The following is a 17,534-nucleotide window of genomic DNA, read 5'->3' as shown; positions in this document are numbered from 1 at the left end:
GAACACGTTCAAAGGTTCTGTGTCGGACACCTTACGCGGGGTTAACGGCTCAGATCCACGTATCCAGCCACATCCGGCCACGCCACGAGTCCATGGGCAGGGTCTGGCCGGTGTAAATAGGCCAGAAATAGATGAAGTTCCAGACGATCAGCAGCACCAGCACGCCCGCCCCGACCGCCCCGACCGTCCGCCGCCGCTCCGAGGAGCCCGACGGCCCCAGCAGGGCCCCGATCATCATCGCCACCGCCAGGCACAGGTAGGGGACGAAGACCACCGCGTAGAAGTAGAAGATCGTCCGCTCCTGGTAGTTGAACCAGGGCAGCAGGCCGGCGCCCAGCGCGCACGCGATCGCACCCGCCCGCCAGTCGCGCCGGAAGAACCACCGCCACAGCACGTACAGCAGCGCGACGCAGCCCGCCCACCACAGCAGCGGCGTGCCCAGGGCCAGCACCTCGCGCGCGCACTTGCCCGCCTCCGTCGCCGGGCAGCCGTCGGAGCCGGGCGAGGGGGACTCGTAGAAGTAGGACACCGGCCGGCCCAGGACCAGCCAGCTCCACGGGTTGGACTGGTAGGTGTGGCCGGAGGTCAGGCCCACGTGGAACTTGTAGACCTCCGTCTCGTAGTGCCACAGGCTGCGCAGCCACTCCGGCAGGAAGGCCAGCGAGCTGTGCTGGTCGTTCTTGGCCGCCCAGTCGCGGAAGTAGCCGCCCCTGCCGTCGTCCGGGCTCAGGATCCAGCCGAGCCAGGAGGCCAGGTACACGGCGATCGCCACCGGCACCGTCGACAGGAAGCCCGGCAGCGCGTCGCGCCGCAGCATCGCCGCGTACGGGGCTCCCGCGCCGGCGGTGCGGCGCGCGGCCGCGTCCCACAGCACGGTGAGGACCCCGAAGAAGGCCAGCACCACCAGGCCGTTCCACTTGGTGCCGAACGCCAGGCCCAGGCAGACGCCGGCCAGCAGCCGGTACGGGCGCCAGCCCAGCCGCAGGGTCTCCGCGACGGCGGCGTCCGGGCGGGTGCGGCCCTCCTCGTCGACCGGGAGTGCGGCCGCGAGGCGGGCCCGCGCCCGGTCGCGGTCGATGAGCAGCGCGCCGAAGGCGGCCAGGATGAAGAACATCAGGACCAGGTCGAGCAGGGCGGTGCGGCTCATCACCAGGTGCAGACCGTCGACCGCGAGCAGCGCGCCCGCGAGACAGCCGAGGAAGGTGGAGCGGAAGAGGCGCCGGCCGATGCGGCAGAGCATCAGGACGGACAGGGTGCCGAGCAGCGCGGTCATGAACCGCCAGCCGAACGGGCCGAAGCCGAACATCCACTCGCCGAGCCCGATCACCCATTTGCCGACCGGCGGGTGCACGACGTAACCGGGGTCGGTCGGCAGCGGTACCGCGCCGGGATCCAGCAGAATCGACTTGTCGACATCCTTGGGCCAGCTGGCTTCGTAGCCCTGCCGGATCGTGGCCCACGCGTCCTTGGCGTAGTACGTCTCGTCGAATATCACCGCCTTCGGGCTGCCCAGGTGCGTGAACCGCAGCACCCCCGCCACGAGCGTGACCAGCAGCGGTCCCGCCCACGCCATGACCCGCTGCCAGAGGTGCCGGGCCGTCTCCGGGATCCCGAGCGCCGCCCACAGCGGGGCGGACGGCTGGGCGTACGGGGGCACGAGGCGGGTGCGGACATCGGCCGCCGGGGCGGCCGGCAGGTAGCCGAACCCCCGCAGGCGGCGCAGCCACACGGGCGGCTCGTGCTCGGAGCCGCGTCCGCCCGGCTGGACGGGCGGGGCCCCCGCGGGGCTGGGCGGCGGCGTCGCGGTACTGGTCACCGGGTCATCGTAGGGAACGCCCCTGTGCGAGCCCCAGTCCCCACGAGCCCCAATGAGAGGATGGGCCGGTGACAGCAGACCAGCCGCGCGGCCCCCAATCCCCCTCCTCCGACGGTGTACTCGTCCTCGCCGGGACCCCGATCGGCGATCTGGCCGACGCTCCGCCCCGGCTCGCCGCCGAGCTGGAACGGGCCGACGTGATCGCCGCCGAGGACACCCGGCGGCTGCGCCGGCTCACCCAGGGGCTCGGCGTGCACACCACCGGCCGGGTCCTGTCGTACTTCGAGGGCAACGAGTCCGCCCGCACCCCCGAGCTGGTCGAAGCCCTGGAGCAGGGGCGGCGGGTGCTGCTGGTGACCGACGCCGGAATGCCCTCCGTCTCCGACCCCGGCTACCGGCTGGTCGCCGCCGCCGTGGAGAAGGACATCAAGGTCACGGCCGTGCCCGGGCCCTCCGCCGTCCTCACGGCGCTCGCGCTCTCCGGGCTCCCGGTGGACCGCTTCTGCTTCGAGGGCTTCCTGCCGCGCAAGGCCGGCGAGCGCCTCGGGAGGCTCCGCGAGGTCGAGGGCGAGCGGCGCACCCTCGTCTACTTCGAGGCCCCGCACCGGCTCGACGACACCCTGGCGGCCATGGCCGAGGTGTTCGGCGCCGACCGGCGGGCCGCCGTGTGCCGGGAGCTGACCAAGACCTACGAGGAGGTCAAGCGCGGCGGGCTCGGCGCGCTGGCCGAGTGGGCGGCCGAGGGGGTGCGCGGCGAGATCACGGTCGTCGTCGAGGGCGCGCCGGCCGCCGGGCCCGCCGATCTGGACGACGAGGAGCTGGTGCGCAGGGTGCGGGTGCGCGAGGAGGCGGGGGAGCGGCGCAAGGAGGCCATCGCGGCGGTCGCCGCCGAGGCCGGCGTACCCAAGCGCGAGGTCTTCGACGCGGTGGTCGCGGCAAAGAATGCGGCACAGAAGATGCCGTAGATCGGTAAAGAGCTAACCTGAAAAGCAAAGCTCAGACCGCGCACCGGCCGCTTTGAGACATGACTGGCCCAAAGAGAGTCCAACACTGGACAGGGCCTGATGCGCTCCCGCCCGAAGAGGCGTCCACTGGCAATGGCACCAGTGGAACAAGAGGAGCTGGCATGAGTGAGATCGCAGACACCCCGGTACCCGTCCCCGCCGCAGGTCCTGCCGCCGTTTCCACCCCCGACGTGCAGACCGTGCACGAGGCCTACTCCTTCGCGTGCATGAAGTGCGGGTACGGCTGGGAGCAGTCCTACGCGATTGAGCACCACACCGACGGCAAGGGCCAGCCGTTCATCATGTACAAGGTGAACGGCGAGCGGGTGCCCTCCCCGCTGTCGAACCCCACCTGCCTGAACTGCGGCGGGCACGTCGTACGGATCATGCGGGCCGGCACGGTCTCCCAGGTGAACGCCACCATCGACCGGCTCTACCACCACCGCATCGCCCCCGGGATCGCCGGGCCGGTACCGGCCGGCGAGAACCCGCCGCGGCCCCCGAGGCAGCGCAGGCCCTCGCACGACTCCCCGGGACCGGTGGCGGTCAACGAGCCCGGCAGCCCGCGCCCGGGCCTGCTCTCCCGCCTGCTGGGGCGGCTGCGCCGGTCATAAGATCGGCCCATGAGCCCTAGCCCTTCCGCCTCCTCCGCCGCCGCCAAGGACGCCCCGCCCCCGCTGCCCGAACCGCTGCGGGTGGCGGTGGCCGACTCGCACACCCACCTCGACATGCAGTCCGGCACGGTCGAGGAGGGGCTGGCGAAGGCCGCCTCGGTGGGCGTGACCACGGTCGTGCAGGTGGGCTGCGACGTGAAGGGCTCCCGCTGGGCCGCCGAGACCGCGGCGGCCCACCCGAACGTCCACGCCGCGGTGGCGCTGCACCCGAACGAGGCCCCCCGCATCGTCCTCGGGGACCCCGACGGCTGGTCACGGCAGGGAGCCCGGGCCGGCGGCGGCGAGGGCGCGCTGGACGACGCCCTCGCCGAGATCGAGGCGCTGGCCGCCCTCGGCCACGTCAAGGCGGTCGGCGAGACCGGGCTGGACTACTTCCGCACCGGACCGGAGGGCATGGCCGCGCAGGAGCGTTCCTTCCGGGCCCACATCGAGATCGCCAAGCGGCAGGGCAAGGCGCTCGTCATCCACGACCGCGACGCCCACGCCGACGTGCTGCGCGTGCTGCGCGAGGAGGGCGCGCCCGAGCGGACCGTCTTCCACTGCTACTCCGGGGACGCCGAGATGGCCCGGGAGTGCGCCGCCGCCGGGTACTACATGTCCTTCGCCGGCACGGTCACCTTCAAGAACGCGGCACCGCTGCGCGAGGCGCTGGCGGTGGCCCCGCTGGAACTGGTCCTGGTGGAGACGGACGCCCCGTACCTCACGCCGGCGCCGTACCGCGGGCGGCCCAACGCGCCGTACCTGATCCCGCTGACGGTGCGGGCGATGGCGGCGGTGCGCGGCATCGACGAGGACGCCATGGCCACGGCCCTCGCCGCCAACACGGCCCGCGCCTTCGACTACTGACCGGCCGGCTCACTCCGTCGTCTGCACAGAGATACAAGGACATGTCGCCATGGCGATGTGCCGACATTTCGGTACGGCTGTGGCGACACCTTCGGTACACCCGTTCGTTCGACACGCTGGGTAGTCGAACGGCTTTGGTGCGTGACGGCCGCTCCCGCTAGGGTGCCGTGCCCGAACCAGCCGGGGCCGGACCAGTGGAGCGAGCGACGTGAGCGATACGCAGGGCAGTCACCGCCGTGTCTCCTGGCCGGGGGCCGAGCCGGACGCCGGCCCGGCCCCGGACCCGGCTTCGGACCCGGCCCGGTACCCGGACGACCTGGACCCGGGCCGGGGTGCCGGCCCCGAGCCCGGGGTCCCCGCCCCCCGGGCCGAGGGCAGGCGGGCCGACGGCCGGCGCGGCGCCCGCCGCCGGGCGGCCGGGGCCGAACGGGCCGGAGCCGGCCCGGGCGGCGACCCCGGGAGCGCGGGCCCGGGCAGCGCCGGTCAGCCCGGCGGCCGGACCGGCGGCACCGGCAGGCGCCGCGCCGGAGCTGCCCCCGCCGACGCCCCCGGCCCCGCCGACGAGCCCGCCCCGGCCGCCTCCCGCCGGGCCGCAGGAGGCGGGCGCCGCCGGGCCGCGGGACCGGCCCCGGCTGAACCGCCACCCCACGCCGCCGCACCCCCGGCCGCCGGACTCCCGGGCGCGGCCCCCGCCGAGGGCCGCCGCCCCGCCGGCCGCCGCCGCGCCACCGCCGCGCCCGCCCCCGCAGCCGCCCCCGACGGCCCCCCGGCCACCGGCCGCCGCAGGGCCCCCGGCGCCCCGTACGACGACGGCCCCGCCCCGGATCCGGGCCCCGGGCGGCGCCGCGCCCCCGGGGTGCCGGCCGACGGCGGGGCCGACGCGGAGGCCGGTGCCGGTGCCGGTGTCGGTGTCGGTCGGTGGAGGGGGGGCGACGCCGTTCCCGCCCCCGCGGGGCCCACCGGGCGCCGCCGGGCCGCCGCCCCCCGCCCCCTGGACGCGGCCGGACCGGGCGCCGACGCCGCCCCCGGCCGGCGCCGCCGCGGCCGTACCGGCGGGGCGCAGGGCGTCGCCGTCCGGGACAACTGGCGGCGCATCGTCCCGCAGGCCCTCGTCGTGGCCTTCCTCGCCGGCGGCACCACCGCCTTCGTCGCCGCCGACAAGTCCGTCCACCTCACCGTCGACGGCGAACCCCGCACCCTCCACACCTTCGCCGGCAACGTCGAGGGCCTCCTGGCCGCCGAAGGCCTCGGCGTCGGCCCCCACGACCTCGTCGCCCCCGCCCGAGACTCCTCCCTCCAGGACGGCGAAGAGGTCGTCGTCCGCTACGGCCGCCCCCTGAGCCTGACCCTCGACGGCACCAGCCGCCGCCTGTGGACCACCGCCCGCACCGTCGACGCCGCCCTGCGCCAGCTCGGCGTCCGCGTGGAGGGCGCCTACCTCTCCGCTCCGCCCACCGCCCCCGTCCCCCGCACCGGACTCACCCTCAGCGTGCGCACCGAACGCGGCGTCACCTTCATGGCCGACGGCCGCGAACGCACCATCCGCACCAACGCCGCCACCGTCCAGGAGGCCCTCGACCAGGCCGGCATCACCCTGCGCGGCGAGGACACCACCTCCGTCCCCCCGAACTCCTTCCCGCGCGACGGCCAGACCGTCACCGTCCTGCGCATCACCGGCACCCGGGAGGTCCGCGAGGAGCGCATCCCGTACACGACCGAACGCGTCGAGGACGACACCCTCTTCGCCGGCACCGAGGTCGTCGAGCGCGCCGGACGCCCCGGCGCGCGCCGGGTCACGTACGGGCTGCGCACCGTCAACGGGGTCCGCCAGCCCGCCCGCAAGATCGCCGAGGAGGTCGTCCGCGAGCCCGTCAGCCAGCTCGTCAAGGTCGGCACGAAGCCGCTGCCGAACTCCGTCGCCGGCGCCGACCACCTCGACTGGGGCGCGCTCGCCCAGTGCGAGTCCGGCGGCCGGCCCGCCGCCACCGACGCCTCGGGCACCTACGGGGGCCTCTACCAGTTCGACGTGACCACCTGGCAGGCCCTCGGCGGCAGCGGCCGCCCGCAGGACGCCCCGGCCGGGGAGCAGACGTTCCGGGCGAAGAAGCTCTACGTGCAGCGGGGGGCGAGTCCGTGGCCGCACTGCGGCCGTAGGCTTTACCGGTGAGCACCGCAGAGCAGCAGCAGCCCCACGGGACCCCCCAGGCCTCCGAGGCCCCTTCCGACGCCCTCCTCGGCCCGGCCGACATCCGAGAGCTGGCCGCCGCCCTCGGCGTGCGCCCGACGAAGCAGAAGGGCCAGAACTTCGTCATCGACGCCAACACGGTCCGCCGGATCGTGCGCACCGCCGAGGTCCGCCCCGAGGACGTGGTCGTCGAGGTCGGCCCGGGCCTCGGTTCGCTGACGCTCGCCCTGCTGGAGGCCGCCGACCGGGTCGTCGCCGTCGAGATCGACGACATCCTCGCCGCCGCGCTGCCCGCCACCATCGAGGCGCGGATGCCGCGCAAGAAGGACCGGTTCGCGCTGGTCCACTCCGACGCCATGCTCGTCACCGAGCTGCCGGGGCCCGCGCCGACCGCGCTCGTCGCGAACCTGCCGTACAACGTGGCCGTGCCGGTGCTGCTGACCATGCTCGACCGCTTCCCCAGCATCGAGCGGACCCTCGTGATGGTCCAGGCGGAGGTCGCCGACCGGCTCGCCGCCCGCCCCGGCAACAAGGTGTACGGGGTCCCCTCCGTCAAGGCCAACTGGTACGCGGACGTCAAGCGCGCCGGATCCATCGGCCGCAACGTCTTCTGGCCCGCCCCGAACGTCGACTCCGGGCTCGTCTCCCTCGTCCGCCGCTCCGAGCCGATCGCGACCAGCGCCTCCAAGGCCGAGGTCTTCGCGGTGGTCGACGCCGCGTTCGCGCAGCGGCGCAAGGGCCTGCGCTCCGCGCTCGCCGGCTGGGCCGGCTCGGCGGCCGCCGCCGAGGCCGCGCTCGTCGCCGCCGGGATCAGCCCGCTGGCCCGCGGCGAGTCCCTGACGGTGGAGGAGTTCGCGGCGATCGCCGAGCACAAGCCGGCCCACGCGCAGAAGCCCGCGCTGTGAGCGCCGCGCCGCGCACGGCGGTGACCGTACGGGTCCCCGCGAAGGTCAACGTGCAGCTGGCGGTGGGCGCCGCCCGACCCGACGGCTTCCACGACCTGGCCAACGTCTTCCTCGCCGTCTCCCTCTACGACGAGGTCACCGCGACCGCGACCGACGGCGACGGGCCCACCGTCAGCTGCGCGGGCCCCGACAGCGACCAGGTGCCGCTGGACCGGACCAACCTCGCCGCCCGGGCCGCCGAGATCCTCGCCGCCCGGGCCGGGCTCACTCCCGCCGTCCACCTGCACATCGCCAAGAACATCCCCGTCGCGGGCGGCATGGCCGGCGGCAGCGCGGACGGCGCGGCGGCGCTGCTGGCGTGCGACGCGCTGTGGGGGCTCGGCACCCCGCGCGAGGAACTGCTGGAGATCTGCGCGGAGCTCGGCAGCGACGTCCCGTTCAGCCTGGTGGGCGGCGCGGCGCTGGGCACCGGGCGCGGGGAGGTGCTCACCCCGGTCGAGGCGGGCGGCTTCCACTGGGTGTTCGCCGTCGCGCACGGCGGGCTGTCGACACCGGCCGTGTTCCGCGAGTTCGACCGGCTGACGGGGGGCACGGACGTACCGGTGCCGCAGGCCTCGGCGGAGCTGCTCGCCGCCCTCGCGTCGGGCGACCCGGACGCGTTGGCGGCGGTGCTGCCGCGGTCCAACGGGCTCCAGCCGGCGGCGCTGTCGCTGCGGCCGGAGCTGGCGCGGACGCTGGAGGCGGGGGTCGGGGCCGGGGCCCTGGCCGGGCTGGTGTCGGGGTCCGGGCCGACGACGGCGTTCCTGGTGCGGGACGCGGGGGCCGCGGTCAAGGTCGCGGCGGAGCTGGAGGCCTCCGGCACGTGCCGGGCGACCCGGGTCACCGCCTCGCCTGCGGCGGGGGCCACGGTCCTGGCGTAGCCGGGCCCGCCGGGGTGCGGGTGGTGCCGCTGCGCGGAGCCGTCTCCCCACCCCGCCCTTCGCCCGTTCCCTGGGGGGCTCCGCCCCCAGACCCCCGCGCCTCAAACTCCCCCAGCTACCGCTGGGAGGGGCCCCAGGCGGGGCTGGATTCGGCGCGGCTGATCTGTCGCCTGCGGGCAGCCACGGAACCGGGTCAGGGGCGGAGCCCCTGGGAACGGTGGAAGGGCGGGTAGGGGACCGGCCCCGCGCAGCGGCCCCCCCTCCCCGGCCGGGGCCCACTACTCAGGCCGGGGATGAGTAGTCGCGCCCTGTTCCGTGCGGCCGCGGCCCGCGAGCGTAGGGGGCATGACAGCCAGCGCACGCGCCCTCGCCGATGCCACCCCCGCCACGCGGGACCGGTACGTGGACCTGCTCCGGGTCGCCTCCCTCGGGACCGTCGTCCTCGGCCACTGGCTGATGGCCGCCGTCAGCGCCGACGGCATAGGGAACCTGCTCGCCCTCCTGCCCGGTCTCCAGGTGCTCACCTGGGGGCTCCAGGTCATGCCCGTCTTCTTCTTCGTCGGCGGCTTCAGCCACGCCCTCTCCTACCGCTCCCTGGAGCGCCGTGCCGCCGGCCGGCCCGTGTACGCCGTCTTCCTGCGCGCCCGGCTGCGCCGCCTGCTGCGGCCCACCCTGGTGTTCGTCCTCGTCTGGGCCGCCCTCGCCCTCGCCGTGCAGCTCGCCGGCGCGGACCGCGGTCCGCTGGCCGGGGCCGCCCTGCGGATGGTGACGCAGCCGCTGTGGTTCATCGGGATCTACCTCGCCATGGTGGCCCTCACCCCGCCCCTGCTGCGCGCCCACGCCCGCTGGGGATGGGGCGCCTTCGCCGCGCTCGCCGGTGCCGCCGCCCTGGTCGACACGGCCCGCTTCGCCCTGCACCTGCCGTACGCCGAGTTCCTGAACTTCGCCTTCGTCTGGCTCGCCGTCCACCAGCTCGGCTTCCTGCGCGCCGACGGCCGCATCCGCCGCCCCGCCCTCCTCGGCGGCGCCGGCCTGGCCGGGGCGGTGCTCCTCGTCGCCGCCGGGCCGTACCCGCTGTCGATGGTCGGGATGCCCGGCGAGAAGGTGTCCAACATGGCCCCGCCCACCCTCGCCCTGCTCTGCCACGGCATGTGGCTGGTCGGCGCCGTCCAGCTGTCGGCCCGCCCCGCCGCCGCCCTCCTCGCCCGGCCCCGCGTCTGGCGCGCGGTGGTCGCCGCCAACGGGGTCGCCATGACCGCGTTCCTCTGGCACCTCACCGCCATGCTCGGCGTGTACGCCGCCCAGCTCGCCCTCGGCCTCGCGCTGCCCGAGCCGGCCACCGCCGCCTGGTGGGCGCAGGTCCCGGTCAGGCTCCTGCTCGGCGCCGGGCTCACCGTCCTCCTCGTGGCCGGCTTCCGCCGCTTCGAGGCGCCCTCCCCGGCGGACACCGCCTCCGGCAGCGGCCCCGCCGCCGCCATCGGCACCACCCTGTCCCTCCTCGGGATCCTCGGCCTGTCCAGCACCGGCCTCGGCGGCCTCCTGGAGGGGCACACCGCCGTCCTCGTCGCCCTCCCGGTCACCGCGCCCGCCGCCATCGGCATGGCCCTGGCGGGCGCCTGGCTGGTGGAACGGTCGGTGTCGGCGCGGAGGGTTAGGCTGAGGGGCTGATCCACACCCTTTCCCTGGAGCGCGTCTGATGGCCGTCAACCTGGTCAATGTCGAGGCAGTCAGCAAGGTGTACGGCACCCGTGCCCTGCTCGACGGCATCTCCCTCGGCGTATCCGAGGGCGACCGGATCGGTGTGGTCGGCCGCAACGGTGACGGCAAGACCACCCTCATCCGGATGCTCGCCAAGCTGGAGGAGCCCGACAGCGGCCGGGTCACCCAGAGCGGCGGCACGCGGATGGGCGTCCTCACCCAGCACGACTCCCTCGACCCCTCGGCCACCGTCCGGCACGAGATCATCGGTGACATGGCCGACCACGAGTGGGCCGGCAACGCCAAGATCCGCGACGTGCTCACGGGCCTCTTCGGCGGCCTGGACCTGCCCGGCTTCGGCCAGGGCCTGGACACCGTCATCGGCCCGCTCTCCGGCGGCGAGCGCCGCCGCATCGCCCTCGCCAAGCTGCTCATCGCCGAGCAGGACCTCCTCGTCCTCGACGAGCCCACCAACCACCTCGACGTCGAGGGCATCTCCTGGCTGGCCGGGCACCTCCAGGCCCGCCGCAGCGCCCTCGTCTGCGTCACGCACGACCGGTGGTTCCTCGACCAGGTCTGCACCCGCATGTGGGACGTCCAGCGCGGCTCCGTCTACGAGTACGAGGGCGGCTACAGCGACTACGTCTTCGCCCGCGCCGAGCGCGAGCGGATCGCCGCCACCGAAGAGGTCAAGCGGCAGAACCTGATGCGCAAGGAGCTGGCCTGGCTGCGCCGCGGCGCCCCGGCCCGCACCTCCAAGCCCCGCTACCGCATCGAGGCCGCCAACGAGCTGATCGCCGACGTGCCGGAGCCGCGCGACAAGTCGGAGCTGATGCGCTTCGCCAACGCCCGCCTCGGCAAGACCGTCTTCGACCTTGAGGACGTCACCGTCACGGCCGGCCCCAAGACCCTCCTCAAGCACCTCACCTGGCACCTGGGCCCCGGCGACCGCGTCGGCCTGGTCGGTGTCAACGGCGCGGGCAAGACCTCCCTGCTGCGGGCCCTCGCCGAGGCCGCCCGCACCCAGGGCGAGACGCAGCCCGCCTCCGGCGAGATCACCGTCGGCAAGACCGTCCGCCTGGCCTACCTCTCCCAGGAGGTCGGCGAGCTCGACCCGTCGCTGCGCGTCCTGGAGGCCGTCCAGCGCGTCCGCGACCGCGTCGACCTCGGCAAGGGCCGGGAGATGACGGCCGGCCAGCTGTGCGAGCAGTTCGGGTTCACCAAGGAGAAGCAGTGGACGCCCGTCGGCGACCTCTCCGGCGGTGAGCGGCGCCGCCTGCAGATCCTGCGCCTGCTGATGGACGAGCCCAACGTCCTCTTCCTCGACGAGCCCACCAACGACCTCGACATCGAGACCCTCACCCAGCTGGAGGACCTCCTCGACGGCTGGCCCGGCTCGATGATCGTCATCTCCCACGACCGGTTCTTCATCGAGCGCACCACCGACACGGTGATGGCCCTGCTCGGCGACGCCAGCCTGCGGATGCTGCCGCGCGGCCTGGACGAGTACCTGGAGCGCCGCCGGCGGATGATCGAGGCGGCCGCCCCGGCGCCCGCCCCCGTCGCCGCGGCCAGGTCGACGTCCTCCGGAGACTCCCGCGCCGCGAAGAAGGAACTCCAGAAGATCGAGCGGCAGCTCAACAAGATGTCCGACCGCGAGTCGAACCTGCACGCCCAGATCGCCGAGCACTCCACCGACTACGACAAGGTCGCCAAGCTCGACGCGGAGCTGCGCGAACTCATCTCCGAGCGGGACGAATTGGAGATGCGCTGGCTGGAACTGGCCGAGGAGGCCTGAGCCCCGAGGCCCCGCAAGGCCGATAACAGGCGCGTCACGGGCCGGTCCGCCCTTGGGAACAGGGGTGCGACCGGCCCGTTGCGTACCGGCCACCAGTGATAGAAAGGGTCGGTTCTTTTCGATCTCCTCCGGGCCCCGCCCGGTTCACCGACCGCCTGAAGCCGAAGGTATGCGCTGATGACCGAGCCGCCCCAGCCGCCGCCGAACCAGCCGCCGCCGCCTTCCGGTTACGGCCACCTGCCCGGGCCGCCCCAGCCGGGATACGGCTACCCGCCGCCCGGCGGCAACCCGTACGCCCAGCAGCCGCCGACCGTCCCCCAGCCCCTGGCCCAGCCCGGCGGCCACGGCTTCCCGCCGCCGGGCGCGCCCGCGGGCCCGCCGTCCGGCGGCCGCCGCAAGGGAGCGGTCCTCGTCGCGGCGGCCGTCGCGGGCGTCCTCGTCCTGGGCGCCGGCGCCTGGTTCGCCTTCGGCACCGGCGACGGCCCCCGCAAGCCCGCCGCGCAGGCCTCCACCCCCGCCGATCCCAAGCCCGCCGGCTCCCCGTCCGTGGACAAGGGCGACGGCAGCGGCAACGGCGCCCCCGAGCAGACCGACCTCAACGCGGGCCGCAAGCCCGGCGAGGACAAGGCGCTCTGGCTCAAGACCGTCAAGATGCAGGGCTCCGACCTCGGCATCGCCACCAAGGGCCTGTGGGTGGTCGGCGACACCGTCGCCAAGACCATCGGCACCACCGTCGTCGGCTACGGCGTGACCGACGGCAAGGAGAAGTGGAAGATCGACACCCGCGCGGAGATCTGCGGGCTCGCCGCCCAGGCCACCGCCGACGGCAAGGCGGTCGTCGTCGTCAAGGACGGCACCGGCTCCAACGCGGAGTGCAACCAGCTCAAGCAGATCGACCTCAAGGCCGGCAAGGAGGGCTGGACCAAGGAGGTCGCCAAGGAGAACATGTTCGACGGCGGCGGCAGCGCGGCCCTGAGCCTCACCGGCGACACCGTCGTCGTCAACCGGCTCGGCGGCACCAGCGCCTACCGCGTCACCACCGGCGACAAGCTCTTCTCCGGCAACGTCCCCGAAGGCTGCCACCCCACCCAGTACGCCGCCGGCCGCGGCAAGGTCCTCGCCATCGCCCTGTGCATGGACGCCGACCACACCGTCGAGGTCCAGGACGCCGACCCGGTCACCGGCAAGAAGAGCTGGGCCTACCGCCTTCCCAAGGGCTGGCAGGTCAACGGCGTCTACTCCGTCTCCCCGGCCGTCCTCGACATCGGCAACCGCGAGACCAAGGAACGCGCCGTCATCGCCCTGACCGCGGACGGCAAGAAGCGCTCCAGCATGGCCGCCGAGGGCTCCTTCGTGGTCAACTGCGGCACCAGCACCCTCGACGACCTCCAGGGCTGCGGCGACTCCGCCGTCGACGGCGACACCCTCTACCTGACGACCGACGGCAAGGTCGGCGACAACAACGAGATCGTCGCCTTCGACCTCGCCGGCGGCAAGGCCAAGTGGCGCCGGGCCGCCGGGGAGAAGCGGGGCCTGACCCCGCTGAAGGCCGCGAACGGACAGCTGATCGCCTACCACACCGGCGCCCTGGACCAGCCCGGCGAGGTCGTCTCGATCCCGGCGGCCGGCGGCACGCCCACGACGCTGCTGCGCCTGCCCTCGGGACCGGCCGCGAAGATCGAAGGCTCCTTCATGTTCTCCCAGAGGGCCTACGAGGACGGCCGCTTCTTCCTGTCCGTGACCACGCTGATGGCCAACAGCACGGACGAGAAGCTCCTGATGGCATTCGGCAAGTGAACGCGTCCACCGAGCCGCCCACCGAGAGGCAGTAGCAGCAGATGACCACCCCGCCGCCCCCCAGCCAGCCGCCGTCCGGCGGATTCGGCGGCCCCCCGCCGCCGCCCGGCCCGCCGCCGGGGCAGCCCCCGGCCGCCCCGCCGCCGCCCGGCACCCCGCCGCAGCCCCCGCAGGCCGCCACCCAGCCCGCCCAGCCCCCCGTGCCGCCGCCCGGCGGGCAGCCCGGCTACGGGTACCCGCAGCAGCAGCCCGGCTACGGCTACCCGCAGCAGCCGCCCCAGCCGAGCACCCTCCAGGCCCCCGCCCCGGCGCGGCCCGCCGCGGGCGGCGGCTCCCACGACCTGCGCAACCAGCTGCTGATCGTCGGCGCGGCCGTCCTCGCGATGGCCCTCATCATCGGCGGCGGCTTCTGGTACACCTCCGGCGACAGCGGAGGCGGCGACAACCCGTCCGCCGCCGCGAGCGGCTCGCCCGACCCCAAGGCCCCCGCCCTGGCCGGCGCCGAGAAGGTCCCGGCGAACCCCAAGTCGAAGCCGCTGGCCAGCGCGACCACCCAGGTGCCCGGCTCCGACGTGATCGGCGTCGACGGCTCCTGGCTGACCGACACCACCTACGTCAAGTCCGACATCGGCAAGGTCGTCGGCTACAACCTCGTCGACGGCGGCAAGAAGTGGGAACTCCCGCTCGGCGCCAACGTCTGCGGAGCCACCCGGCACGTCAGCGACAACAAGACCGCCATCCTCTTCCAGGAGGGCCCGGCCACCGCCGACAAGAAGTACCCGCAGTGCACCCAGGCCGGCGTCATCGACCTGAACACCGGCAAGCTGGTCTGGTCCGCCACCGCCAAGTCCGCCACCGGCGGCGACAAGCCAGTGGCCTTCACCGAGGTCACCATCAGCGGCCAGACCGTCGCCGCCGGCGGCCTCTACGGCGGCGCCGCCTGGAACCTCGCCGACGGCAAGCCCCTGTGGACCCCCAAGACCGACGCCCAGGGCTGCTACGACCTCGGCTACGCGGGCGGCGAGGCCCTCGCCGTGCTCCGCAAGTGCGGCGGCAGCTCCGACGAGACCCTCTACGCGCAGGCCCTCGACCCCACGAGCGGCGCGCCCAAGTACTCGTACAAGCTGTCCGCGGGCATCGAGTGGGCCGGGATCATCTCCACCAAGCCCCTCGTCATCGCCGCCAACGTCGGCAACACCGCGAAGAACGCCACCAACGTCAGCGACCTCTTCGTCCTCGACGACGCCGGCCAGCTCAAGACCCGCATCGGCCTGTCCTCCGGCAGCTACGCGCCCCGCTGCCCGGCCACCGAGGTCGAGCAGTGCACCAACATGGTGGTCGGCAACGGCAAGGTCTACCTGCCGACGTACGAGCACCAGGGCTCCTCGCCCACCGGCCGCACCAACGAGATCGTCTCCTTCGACCTCGAGACCGGCAAGGCCACCAGTGACCGCGCCGACGCGGGCGAGAAGTACGTCATGTACCCGCTGCGCATGGACGGGTCGAACGTCATCGCCTACAAGGTGCCCCCGTACGACGGCGGCGGGCAGGTCGTCAGCCTCGACGGCAAGACGCTGAAGGAGACCCTCCTGATGCAGAACCCGGCCGCCAGCCGGAGCCAGGAGGCCGGCTTCTCCCCGGTCCGCTCCGAGCTCCGCTACCACAACGGCCGGCTGTTCATGTCCGAGAGCCTGGCCAGCAAGCCGTACTCGGACAAGGAGAAGGACTACCTGTTCATCTCCTTCGCCGCGAACTGACACGGCGCGAAAGCCCCCGGCCGGTGCCCACCGATCGGGGGCTTTCGCACGGTAACCCCCGCGCCCCGTCGAACAAGCGTGTAGCTTGCCGGGTCAGAAGGATCTGGGGTGGGAGCCTTGATGGGCGTACGCGTCATGGTGGTCGACGAGCACCGTCTGCTGGCCGAGGCGCTCGCCTCGGCCCTGAAACTGCGCGGGCACCGGGTGCTCGCGGCGGCCGCTCCGGCGGCCGGAGCCGCCGAACTGGTCATCAGCCGCGCCCCGGAGGTGTGCCTGTTCGGCACCGCCACCCCCGCGGAGCCCGGGGTCTTCGAACCGGTCGTCCGGATCAAGCGCGAGCGCCCGCAGATCGCCGTAGTCGTCCTCGGCCCGGTGCCCAGCCCCCGCGGGATCGCCGCCGCCTTCGCCGCCGGCGCCTCGGGCTACGTACGCCAGGACGAACGCATCGAGGGCGTCGAGCGGGCCCTGGCCAAGGCCCGCGCCGGGGAGGTCGCCATCTCCCCGCAGCTGCTCCAGAGCGCCTTCGCCGAACTCCTCAACCCCGCCGCGCAGCCCGACGACGAGGGCACCCGGCTGCTGCGGCTGCTGACCCCGCGCGAGGTGGAGGTGCTGGTGCGGGTCGCCGAGGGCGAGGACACCCGGCTGATCGCGGCCGGCATGGCCATCGCACCGAGCACGGCACGCACCCACGTCCAGCGGGTCCTGATGAAGCTGGGCGTCGGCTCCCGGCTGGAGGCGGCCGCGCTGGCCGCCCGCACCGGACTGCTCGACCGGGCCGCGCCGCCCGCGCCGCCCGTACCGCGGGAGCCGCAGGGGGCGCAGGACCGGCCGCAGCCGGCCGGGGCCTGAGCCGCCCCACGCGGCCGATTTCCCCGGAAGCCCGGAATCCGGTAAGCCAGACACCAGCACGCGCACCCGCGTGCGTCCGCGAGAGCTAGGAGTACGAGTGAGCAAGTACCTGGTCACCGGTGGTGCGGGATACGTCGGCAGCGTCGTCGCCGCCCATCTCCTGGAGGCCGGACACGAGGTCACCGTCCTCGACGACCTCTCCACCGGCTTCGGTGAGGGCGTCCCCGCCGGCGCCACCCTCGTCAACGGCCGCATCCAGGACGCCGCCCTGCACCTGGACCCCTCCTACGACGCCGTCCTGCACTTCGCGGCCTCCTCCCAGGTCGGGGAGTCCGTCGTGGACCCCGGCAAGTACTGGGACAACAACGTCGGCGGCACCCTCGCCCTGCTCACCGCCATGCGCGAGGCAGGCGTGCGCACCCTCGTCTTCTCCTCCACCGCCGCCACCTACGGGGAGCCCACCGAGGGCGCGCTCACGGAGACCTCCGTGACCGCCCCCACCAACCCCTACGGCGCCTCCAAGCTGGCCGTCGACCACATGATCGCGGGGGAGTGCGCGGCGCACGGCCTCGCGGCGGTCTCCCTGCGCTACTTCAACGTGGCGGGCGCCTACAAGGAGTTCGGCGAGCGCCACGACCCCGAGACCCACCTGATCCCGCTGGTGCTCCAGGTCGCCCTGGGGGAGCGCGAGTCGATCTCGGTGTTCGGGGAGGACTACCCGACCCCCGACGGCACCTGCGTGCGCGACTACATCCACGTCGCCGACCTCGCCGAGGCCCACCTCGCCGCGCTGCGCGAAGCCGTCCCGGGCGAGCACCTGGTCTGCAACCTCGGCAACGGCAGCGGCTTCTCGGTGCGCGAGGTCATCGAGACGGTCCGCAAGGTCACCGGCCACGAGATCCCCGAGGTGGTGGCCCCGCGCCGGGCCGGCGACCCGGCGGTCCTGGTCGCCTCCGCGCGCACGGCGCACGAGCGCCTGGGCTGGACGCCGTCCCGCTCGGACCTCACCGGCATCGTGACGGACGCCTGGAACTTCGCCCGCAGGCAGCGCTCCTGACCCTCCGGAGGCCCGGGGGGTGCGCGCCCCCTGAGCCCCCCGTGCGCCGGCCCTCCGGTGCCGCGCCGCGCCCCCCGCACCGTCCGGTGCGGGGGGCGCACGCGTATGCGGTGTGCGCGGTGGACGGGCGCCCTGCGCGGGCGCCCGGCGTGCGTACGCCGGGTGAAACGGTCCCCGTGCAACTGCCGGGGGCACGCGCCGGGGAGGGATTCCCGCTCCCGGGCTTCC

13 protein-coding genes are annotated in these 17,534 nt (G+C 74.3%); 12 read left to right on the top strand and 1 reads right to left on the bottom strand.

The window, feature by feature from the left end; all coding sequences use genetic code 11:
* Window positions 1–49: 49 nt before the first annotated feature.
* The gene (locus ACFY0O_RS21035) at window positions 50–1,816 is read right to left on the bottom strand and encodes a dolichyl-phosphate-mannose--protein mannosyltransferase (protein ID WP_388948518.1); all 1,767 of its coding nucleotides are present in this window, start codon (window positions 1,814–1,816) and stop codon (window positions 50–52) included.
* 68 nt (window positions 1,817–1,884) lie between these two features.
* Between ACFY0O_RS21035 and rsmI the strand changes: the two genes are divergently transcribed.
* The 12 genes from rsmI (at window position 1,885) to galE (ending at window position 17,306) form a co-directional block, all read left to right on the top strand.
* Complete coding sequence (gene rsmI / locus ACFY0O_RS21030; RefSeq protein ID WP_358894591.1) at window positions 1,885–2,781, top strand: 16S rRNA (cytidine(1402)-2'-O)-methyltransferase; 897 nt, start codon at window positions 1,885–1,887, stop codon at window positions 2,779–2,781.
* 161 nt (window positions 2,782–2,942) lie between these two features.
* Window positions 2,943–3,434 (top strand): hypothetical protein, encoded by a 492-nt coding sequence (locus ACFY0O_RS21025; protein ID WP_388948515.1) that lies wholly within the window; start codon window positions 2,943–2,945, stop codon window positions 3,432–3,434.
* 9 nt (window positions 3,435–3,443) lie between these two features.
* Entirely contained in the window at window positions 3,444–4,340 is an 897-nt protein-coding gene (locus ACFY0O_RS21020; protein ID WP_388948512.1) for a TatD family hydrolase, read from the top strand.
* An 856-nt stretch (window positions 4,341–5,196) separates the two neighbouring features.
* Complete coding sequence (locus tag ACFY0O_RS21015) at window positions 5,197–6,507, top strand: ubiquitin-like domain-containing protein (protein ID WP_388948887.1); 1,311 nt, start codon at window positions 5,197–5,199, stop codon at window positions 6,505–6,507.
* Window positions 6,504–7,430, top strand: coding sequence for a 16S rRNA (adenine(1518)-N(6)/adenine(1519)-N(6))-dimethyltransferase RsmA (gene rsmA / locus ACFY0O_RS21010; RefSeq protein WP_388948510.1), 927 nt, complete (start codon window positions 6,504–6,506; stop codon window positions 7,428–7,430). The genes ACFY0O_RS21015 and rsmA overlap by 4 nt, the downstream gene beginning before the upstream one ends.
* The gene (locus ACFY0O_RS21005) at window positions 7,427–8,350 is read left to right on the top strand and encodes a 4-(cytidine 5'-diphospho)-2-C-methyl-D-erythritol kinase (RefSeq protein ID WP_388948507.1); all 924 of its coding nucleotides are present in this window, start codon (window positions 7,427–7,429) and stop codon (window positions 8,348–8,350) included. The genes rsmA and ACFY0O_RS21005 overlap by 4 nt, the downstream gene beginning before the upstream one ends.
* Window positions 8,351–8,695: 345 nt before the next feature.
* Window positions 8,696–10,018, top strand: a complete 1,323-nt coding sequence (locus ACFY0O_RS21000; RefSeq protein ID WP_388948504.1) for an acyltransferase family protein — start codon at window positions 8,696–8,698, stop codon at window positions 10,016–10,018.
* 28 nt (window positions 10,019–10,046) lie between these two features.
* The gene (locus tag ACFY0O_RS20995; RefSeq protein ID WP_358894586.1) at window positions 10,047–11,846 is read left to right on the top strand and encodes an ABC-F family ATP-binding cassette domain-containing protein; all 1,800 of its coding nucleotides are present in this window, start codon (window positions 10,047–10,049) and stop codon (window positions 11,844–11,846) included.
* 177 nt (window positions 11,847–12,023) lie between these two features.
* Window positions 12,024–13,643 (top strand): PQQ-binding-like beta-propeller repeat protein, encoded by a 1,620-nt coding sequence (locus ACFY0O_RS20990; protein WP_388948501.1) that lies wholly within the window; start codon window positions 12,024–12,026, stop codon window positions 13,641–13,643.
* A gap of 41 nt (window positions 13,644–13,684) precedes the next feature.
* A complete protein-coding gene (locus tag ACFY0O_RS20985) occupies window positions 13,685–15,400 on the top strand; it encodes a PQQ-binding-like beta-propeller repeat protein (protein WP_388948498.1) in 1,716 nt (571 codons plus the stop codon).
* Between the two features lie 120 nt (window positions 15,401–15,520).
* Entirely contained in the window at window positions 15,521–16,249 is a 729-nt protein-coding gene (locus ACFY0O_RS20980) for a response regulator transcription factor (protein ID WP_388948884.1), read from the top strand.
* Between the two features lie 97 nt (window positions 16,250–16,346).
* Entirely contained in the window at window positions 16,347–17,306 is a 960-nt protein-coding gene (gene galE, locus ACFY0O_RS20975) for a UDP-glucose 4-epimerase GalE (protein WP_388948497.1), read from the top strand.
* The last annotated feature ends 228 nt before the right edge of the window (window positions 17,307–17,534 follow it).

The sequence above is a fragment of the Streptomyces sp. NPDC001594 genome, from assembly GCF_042893675.1.
Classification (GTDB): domain Bacteria; phylum Actinomycetota; class Actinomycetes; order Streptomycetales; family Streptomycetaceae; genus Streptomyces.
Note: the sequence above shows the minus strand (reverse complement) of the source record. Positions and strands in the feature narration are given on the sequence as shown.